Origin of the sequence: Microcoleus sp. Pol12A5 (assembly GCF_036701435.1) — a bacterium.
GTDB lineage: Bacteria > Cyanobacteriota > Cyanobacteriia > Cyanobacteriales > Microcoleaceae > Microcoleus.
This window is the reverse complement of the sequence record NZ_JAUBQU010000211.1, coordinates 1-5,750: the sequence shown is the minus strand read 5'-3', so window position 1 is coordinate 5,750 and position 5,750 is coordinate 1. Positions and strand designations below refer to the sequence as shown.

Below are 5,750 nucleotides of genomic sequence, written 5' to 3'. Positions count from 1 at the left end.
ATAGCGACTTGACTTAAGAACACTCATTTGAGTCATTGTCAAGTACAATTTATACCAAATTAGATGAGCTTACCCTGATCCGGACTGGCTTCCATAGTGCGCGAAAAGACATACTGCTTCAAGCTAGGATAAGGATTAGTTACACCAACATCTAGCCCTACCTCATAGGTTTTCCGTCCCATCAAAACAGCATCAAACTGCTTGTTCTCTGCCGGAATGCCAAGTGCTTCCTGAAGGTGAGCCGGAATAGTCTCAGGAAAGGAATCGAACAAATCAGTGAAATGCTCCCCTTCCATAGGAAAACAATCAAATGAGCCATCTTCGCGAGCAATAAAACCGTCAACTGTGCAAGCAACGTAATATTTTAGTTTTCTCATATTTAACCTTTGTTTTGTTAAAATGTTAAAGACAATAAATGGAGAGGACGGGACTCGAACCCGCATCGATCGACAGCAACTTTAAGGAAACGCGCTTCCTTACTGCCCGCAAGCAGATGAGAACTGCCCCCATCTCGGACTGTTAATTCCTTTCAGTGCCTCCGCAACCCGCTGCCAGTTTGCGTTTTCAGGGAACGTCGCGAAGCAACTTTTTACCCTACTCAACAAACCCGATCGTCCTTTTGGGAGCCGCTTTTCCAAAGTTTTTACGGTGCCATTCCACTTAGGCGACCTCCCCATAATTTTGCTCAGTCTAGGATAGCAAATCTCGTGAAAAAATTAACCATAATTCTCCCTTATTTATATATAAAATCATAAGCAATCCACCGAGGAGGTACTGCCCCTCCTATCCCCGCGTTATCAGCACGGTGTCTCGCTTTTCGACTTCCGGTGGTTAAAAGGAAGATGAAGGAATCGAACCCTTACAGTTACCTGTACCCCAGTTTTCAAGACTGGTTGCCAACCATTTAGTGGCATCTTCCAAGGGGTGTCTGACGGGGCTTGAACCCGCTAATAACTAGCTTCACGGGCTAGCGTCTCGACCGCTTCGACTTCAGACACCGCAGTGGAATCAAGGAGAATCGAACTCCTAACCTCTTGCGTGCAAAGCAAGCGCTCTACCAATTGAGCTATGACCCCGCGTAAAAGATTCACCTGTCGAGTAAATCTAAAATCTAAAATTGGTGTGGTGGATTGCGATCGGATTTGAACCGATATCTTTCTAACAGCCAGTTAGATGCTTTACCAATTAAGCTACGAACCCATTCAGCAGGAGTGGTAGGACTTGAACCCACAACATTCGAGGTAGAAGCTCGACACTCTATCCAGTTGAGTTACACTCCCATGTTTTTTGTTAATGCGCGATTCCCTACGGGATAGCTGCGCTTCACGCACTTTGACGTGCAAGTTATCAGAGCATTGCGTTTTCTCAGTTACTAGAGGGACTCCGCCGATGAGTTATTACACACTCTTTAAAGGATGGCTACCTTTAAGCCAACCTGCCGGGTTCATGGCACTCCCCGTTCTCAAACGCCCGCTGATTTTGACAGCGTTACCTTTCCTCTCGTACTAAAGTATGTAGGCTCCAAAGATTGGGACACGCAAAGGGCGATCGCTCTTACTATAAAAAATTATCCATTCAATGGAATCAACCTCCTTAAATTAAAGCAAAAACAACGAGAGTGGCAGGAGTTGAACCCACAACATCCGCGTCCGAAGCGCGGCGCTCTATCCATTGAGCTACACTCCCATATTGGTAGTCCTGACAGGATTTGAACCTGCAACATCTTGCTTGTAAGGCAAAGGCTCTACCATCGAAGCTCAGGACTACAAAAGCGGATGATGGGACTCGAACCCATGCGCTGAGAATGGCATACTCAGATGCTAGCCTTTACATCACACCCGCAAATCGATTTGAGATTTGAAATTTGAGATTTTGGATTGAAAAAACCTCTCGTTTAGCCAAGCGGATAACGAGGATCGAACTCGTGCCTAGAGTTTGGAAGACTCGAATGCTACCGTTACACCATATCCGCAATTGTGGGGCTGGTGATAGGAATTGAACCTACAACCGACTGATTACAAATCAGTTGCTCTGCCTAATTGAGCTACACCAGCGCGCCAAGCAGATGGCGAGATTTGAACTCGCAAGAAAGCTTTACAAGAACCTCATGTTGCCAATTACATCACACCTGCATTTTTGGTGGCGGGGGCAGGAGTTGAACCTGCTATTAAGAGGCTTATGAGACCTCCAAGCCTACCCAGGCTACTTCACCCGCTATGTCACCAAATACCCCTGACTGGCATCGAACCAGCACTAACTAGATCCTAAATCTAGCGCCTCTACCGATTGGGCTACAGGGGCAAAACCGATTTGAGATTTGAGATTTGAGATTGAATAAAACCTCATACCCCTGACAGGCATCGAACCTGTAAGACGCTCATTCTGAGTAAGCGATGTTTTCCAATTACATCACAGGGGTAAAGTCGGGATGGTTGGATTTGAACCAACGACTCCATGCTCCCAAAGCATGGCTTCTGGCCGCTGAATTACATCCCGTTCATGCTCCTAGTGAGACTCGAACTCACAATCAAAATAGAACAGATTTTAAGTCTGCCGCGTCTGCCAATTCCGCCACAGGAGCAACTATAAACTTACTTAAAAAATTGGTACTCCTGGTGAGATTTGAACTCATACAACACAATTTTTGAAATTGCGGCCTCTGCCAATTGGGCTACAGGAGTGTAATTGATCTGCTTTGGTAATAGCAGAACTGGGAAGGCAGGGCTCGAACCTGCATTTTTCCGCTTTCAAAGAGCGGTGCCATACCGATTAGGCGACTTCCCAATAACATTTACTCAAATTACTAAATATTTAGATATTTAATATTTTTTATTTCGGTTCCAATATCCTCTTGGCGGTTTCTGAATTCCATAAGTCTTACACCATTTTTCTATTGCCTTGCCACTGACACCAAACTCTTTTGCTAAGCAAGTGGTTGGTTTTTCCCACAGCACTTTTTCTAGCTCTTCTTTAGAGGGACGCTCAACTTTTCTGGCTTTCATATGAGGAACTCTTTTGTTCTGGCGAGCTATGTAATTATTTGCTTCCGGCTCTCTGCGTTTACTTCCATAATTTTCAGTTTGTCTGTGACAGTTAGGGCAAATAAATCTCAGATTATCTTGCCTATTATCTTGCCAATTCCCATTGATGTGATCGATGTCTAAAACTAACTTTTCTCCTAACCATTCACTTTGCACCAAACATTTATTGTTTTCACATTTATACTCTCTCCCAATCTCCATTAATGCTCTTCTAAGTTGGAAGGTTGGTGTTCTTTGATTGCGCGAACTTAGAACCAAAATTTCTTGGCAATGCTTTTTGGGATTAAGCCCTTTCAAACTTTTATCGGATTGTTTAAAGTGAGAGGTATCAATACCCAACTCTTTAATCCGCTTAGTTATGTGACCATGACTTCCACCACCTGCTATACCAAGTTGCCTTAAAACCCCACTGATAGAAAATGAATGTTTAACAGCTTCTCCCAAGATTTCTTTGGTGTATTTTATGAAAAGTGTAGAACTCAAGTAATTATTATTATAAATGAGTTCTGCACCATGCTTTACCAACTTTTTAAAGTTGTGTAAAATGGCTGCCCCAGTAGGACTCGAACCTACAACCTAGCGGTTAACAACCGCTTGCTCTACCATTGAGCTATAAGGCAACGCAATCCCCCAAGTCAGTATCGAACTGACGACCTCTTGTTCTTCAGACAAGCGCTCTACCAACTGAGCTATCGGGGGAAAACGGAGAAGGAGGGATTTGAACCCTCGACGGCTGTTAAACCGCTCTTTCTTAGCAGGAAAGCGCCTTAAGCCACTCGGCCACCTCTCCACAGCGAGAACGGAGGGATTTGAACCCCCAAATCTTCAGTTTCGTAGACTGAGATGTTATCCAGTTACACCACGTTCTCAAGATTGCAACTGCATATTAAATCCAGTTACAAATGGGTCGGGCTGGAATTGAACCAGCAACGCTTTAAGCTACTGTTTTACAGACAGCTACCCACGCCAATAGGAGGGCCGACCCACTTTGGAAGTGCTGACGGGAGTTGAACCCGCAATTACTTGGGTGAAAACCAAGCGGCTTAAACCATTTGCCTACAGCACCATAAATTGGCACAGGAACTGAGATTTGAACTCAGAATGCTGGTTTTGGAGACCAGAGTGTTGCCAGTTACACCATCCCTGCTTTTGGTGGCAGCGGCGGGATTTGTAGCTTGCTTCCGCGAAGCGGTACCCGCATTGACCAAGGTATGAACTTGGCGCTTTACCATTAAGCTACGCTGCAATGTCACTTTCGCTTCATTCCTTTTCAAAGTTAAAAAAATCAATTAAAAGACTGTTAGTTTAATCTTTTAATTTCTAATTTTTAATTTCTGATTGGGAACAGAGGTTAGGGCGGGATTTGAACCCGCGAAAATCGGTTTTGCAGACCGACGCTTTGAGCCACTCAGCCACCTAACCTGGGAGTCCCGACGAGGTTTGCACTCGCAATCTTCTCCTTGAGGGGGAGACGGCTTGACTTTTGCCTACGGGACTTTGACGGGAGTAACGAGACTTGAACTCGCAACCTTTCGCTCGACAGGCGACTGCTCTGACCGGTTGAGCTATACCCCCGCGAAAATGAACAATATTCTGTCCTTGAATTACACAAGTTGGGACGGGGTGGCGGTTGATTCCGCGTACTACAACCCGATCGGGCTTTTGTTGCCGGAGTCTACACCGCCAATGTCCACAATTATGTGACACGATTAACTTCCTATTCAGTTTTCAAGGTTCATATTGCTCGTGGGGCAAGGCTTTGAAGCTCTTTCCCCTTCGCCATACATTTATACTACATTGCGTAATACAAGACTGTCAAGGGGGTAATACAACTTTTTTTTAAAGTTGCTGCGAAGCGGGAAAACTGAGGCGCTGCTTTTTGCTAAACCCCTTATAAATAAAAGCTTTGGCTGCTGAGATTGTAGTGTGGCGTAAGTTAAATCCGATGCTGAAGTTGTACTACACTCGAATTTCTCTAAATTCTCACCGTCGCGCGAGCGAGGTGGCACTTCTGGAAAGGCAGATTGCGTTTGAGCCGATCGCACTTAATCTCGACGGCGACCAATTTAAGCCGGATTTTCTGGCAATTAACCCGTTCCACCGCATACCGGTTTTAGTGGATGAAGACTTGACTGGTGGAGTCGCTGGCAATTCTCGATTATCTGGAGGCGGAATACCCCACCCCTGCACTGTCAATCCCTGCTGAGACATATTTATAGAAAACTTCGATCGCAACGGCAAGAATTAACACTGACGAAAATGCCTATAGCCCAAACTCGCACAAAAGATTAATCGCCCTGCGATAATCAGCTTTTAGATATCACATACTACAAATCAAACATTGTCTGAATTGCCCTTAACTCCCGTGCCCGCAATCCCAGAACCCGATCGCCCAAACCTCCATCACTGGCTACACTCGTTGGATACCTGTCCGAGTACCAACAGTTGGGCGATCGCCCGCGCGGCCCAACTCCACCACGGAGATGCAGTATTTACCAAGCGACAAACCAGCGGGCGCGGTCAACACGGGCGCACTTGGCACGCCCCAACTGGTGTCTTAACTGTTAGTTTTGTACTCGACAACCTCAACCCCAATCTGTTGCCGGGACTCAGTTTAGCAGCCGGTTTAGCCGTGATTTACGCGATCGAAGATTTGGTTCCCGACTGTCGCGATATGCTGCGCCTGAAATGGCCAAACGATGTCTGGAT

The 5,750-nt window shown here is 45.7% G+C and carries 4 protein-coding genes and 26 tRNA genes; 2 read left to right on the top strand and 28 right to left on the bottom strand.

What is annotated here, in order from left to right; genetic code table 11:
• Positions 1-59 precede the first annotated feature (59 nt).
• From QUA45_RS27705 to QUA45_RS27570, 28 genes are all read right to left on the bottom strand, one after another.
• Positions 60-377 carry a hypothetical protein gene (locus QUA45_RS27705; protein ID WP_333223061.1) on the bottom strand — a complete coding sequence of 106 codons (318 nt, stop codon included), beginning with the start codon at positions 375-377 and terminating at the stop codon, positions 60-62.
• A gap of 459 nt (positions 378-836) precedes the next feature.
• Positions 837-919, bottom strand: a tRNA-OTHER gene (locus QUA45_RS27700).
• A 4-nt stretch (positions 920-923) separates the two neighbouring features.
• Positions 924-998, bottom strand: a tRNA-His gene (locus tag QUA45_RS27695).
• 5 nt (positions 999-1,003) lie between these two features.
• Positions 1,004-1,076, bottom strand: a tRNA-Ala gene (locus QUA45_RS27690).
• Positions 1,077-1,123: 47 nt separating this feature from the next.
• Positions 1,124-1,200, bottom strand: a tRNA-Ala gene (locus tag QUA45_RS27685).
• A 6-nt stretch (positions 1,201-1,206) separates the two neighbouring features.
• A tRNA-Arg gene (locus tag QUA45_RS27680) sits at positions 1,207-1,280 on the bottom strand.
• Between the two features lie 333 nt (positions 1,281-1,613).
• Positions 1,614-1,686 (bottom strand) — tRNA-Arg (locus QUA45_RS27675).
• A 4-nt stretch (positions 1,687-1,690) separates the two neighbouring features.
• Positions 1,691-1,765 (bottom strand) — tRNA-Val (locus QUA45_RS27670).
• Positions 1,766-1,901: 136 nt separating this feature from the next.
• Positions 1,902-1,972, bottom strand: a tRNA-Gly gene (locus tag QUA45_RS27665).
• A gap of 5 nt (positions 1,973-1,977) precedes the next feature.
• Positions 1,978-2,054, bottom strand: a tRNA-Thr gene (locus QUA45_RS27660).
• A 6-nt stretch (positions 2,055-2,060) separates the two neighbouring features.
• Positions 2,061-2,132 (bottom strand) — tRNA-Thr (locus tag QUA45_RS27655).
• A gap of 95 nt (positions 2,133-2,227) precedes the next feature.
• Positions 2,228-2,301 (bottom strand) — tRNA-Leu (locus QUA45_RS27650).
• Between the two features lie 122 nt (positions 2,302-2,423).
• Positions 2,424-2,496, bottom strand: a tRNA-Pro gene (locus QUA45_RS27645).
• Between the two features lie 4 nt (positions 2,497-2,500).
• Positions 2,501-2,581: transfer RNA gene (locus QUA45_RS27640), tRNA-Leu, on the bottom strand.
• Positions 2,582-2,604: 23 nt separating this feature from the next.
• Positions 2,605-2,681 (bottom strand) — tRNA-Leu (locus tag QUA45_RS27635).
• A 29-nt stretch (positions 2,682-2,710) separates the two neighbouring features.
• A tRNA-Gln gene (locus QUA45_RS27630) sits at positions 2,711-2,784 on the bottom strand.
• 35 nt (positions 2,785-2,819) lie between these two features.
• Positions 2,820-3,566 carry a hypothetical protein gene (locus QUA45_RS27625; RefSeq protein ID WP_333223059.1) on the bottom strand — a complete coding sequence of 249 codons (747 nt, stop codon included), beginning with the start codon at positions 3,564-3,566 and terminating at the stop codon, positions 2,820-2,822.
• Between the two features lie 20 nt (positions 3,567-3,586).
• Positions 3,587-3,661, bottom strand: a tRNA-Asn gene (locus tag QUA45_RS27620).
• A gap of 6 nt (positions 3,662-3,667) precedes the next feature.
• A tRNA-Phe gene (locus tag QUA45_RS27615) sits at positions 3,668-3,740 on the bottom strand.
• Positions 3,741-3,744: 4 nt separating this feature from the next.
• Positions 3,745-3,831 (bottom strand) — tRNA-Ser (locus tag QUA45_RS27610).
• Positions 3,832-3,835: 4 nt separating this feature from the next.
• Positions 3,836-3,910 (bottom strand) — tRNA-Arg (locus tag QUA45_RS27605).
• Positions 3,911-3,944: 34 nt separating this feature from the next.
• Positions 3,945-4,026, bottom strand: a tRNA-Tyr gene (locus QUA45_RS27600).
• A 4-nt stretch (positions 4,027-4,030) separates the two neighbouring features.
• Positions 4,031-4,107 (bottom strand) — tRNA-Glu (locus tag QUA45_RS27595).
• Between the two features lie 6 nt (positions 4,108-4,113).
• Positions 4,114-4,188: transfer RNA gene (locus QUA45_RS27590), tRNA-Trp, on the bottom strand.
• Between the two features lie 3 nt (positions 4,189-4,191).
• A tRNA-Met gene (locus QUA45_RS27585) sits at positions 4,192-4,287 on the bottom strand.
• A 102-nt stretch (positions 4,288-4,389) separates the two neighbouring features.
• Positions 4,390-4,463, bottom strand: a tRNA-Cys gene (locus tag QUA45_RS27580).
• Positions 4,464-4,538, bottom strand: a tRNA-Glu gene (locus tag QUA45_RS27575). It lies immediately after the preceding tRNA gene.
• Between the two features lie 4 nt (positions 4,539-4,542).
• A tRNA-Asp gene (locus QUA45_RS27570) sits at positions 4,543-4,616 on the bottom strand.
• A gap of 349 nt (positions 4,617-4,965) precedes the next feature.
• On the opposite strand from QUA45_RS27570, the gene QUA45_RS27565 reads away from it, so the two are divergent.
• Entirely contained in the window at positions 4,966-5,247 is a 282-nt protein-coding gene (locus QUA45_RS27565) for a glutathione S-transferase family protein (protein ID WP_333223057.1), read from the top strand.
• Positions 5,248-5,382: 135 nt separating this feature from the next.
• Positions 5,383-5,750: biotin--[acetyl-CoA-carboxylase] ligase (locus QUA45_RS27560; protein ID WP_445305352.1), on the top strand; the 368-nt coding region annotated here is incomplete at its 3' end.

Excerpts from the sequence above, each read along its gene's own strand:
- QUA45_RS27705 (WP_333223061.1), bottom strand. The coding sequence starts at position 377 with ATGAGAAAACTAAAATATTACGTTGCTTGCACAGTTGACGGTTTTATT.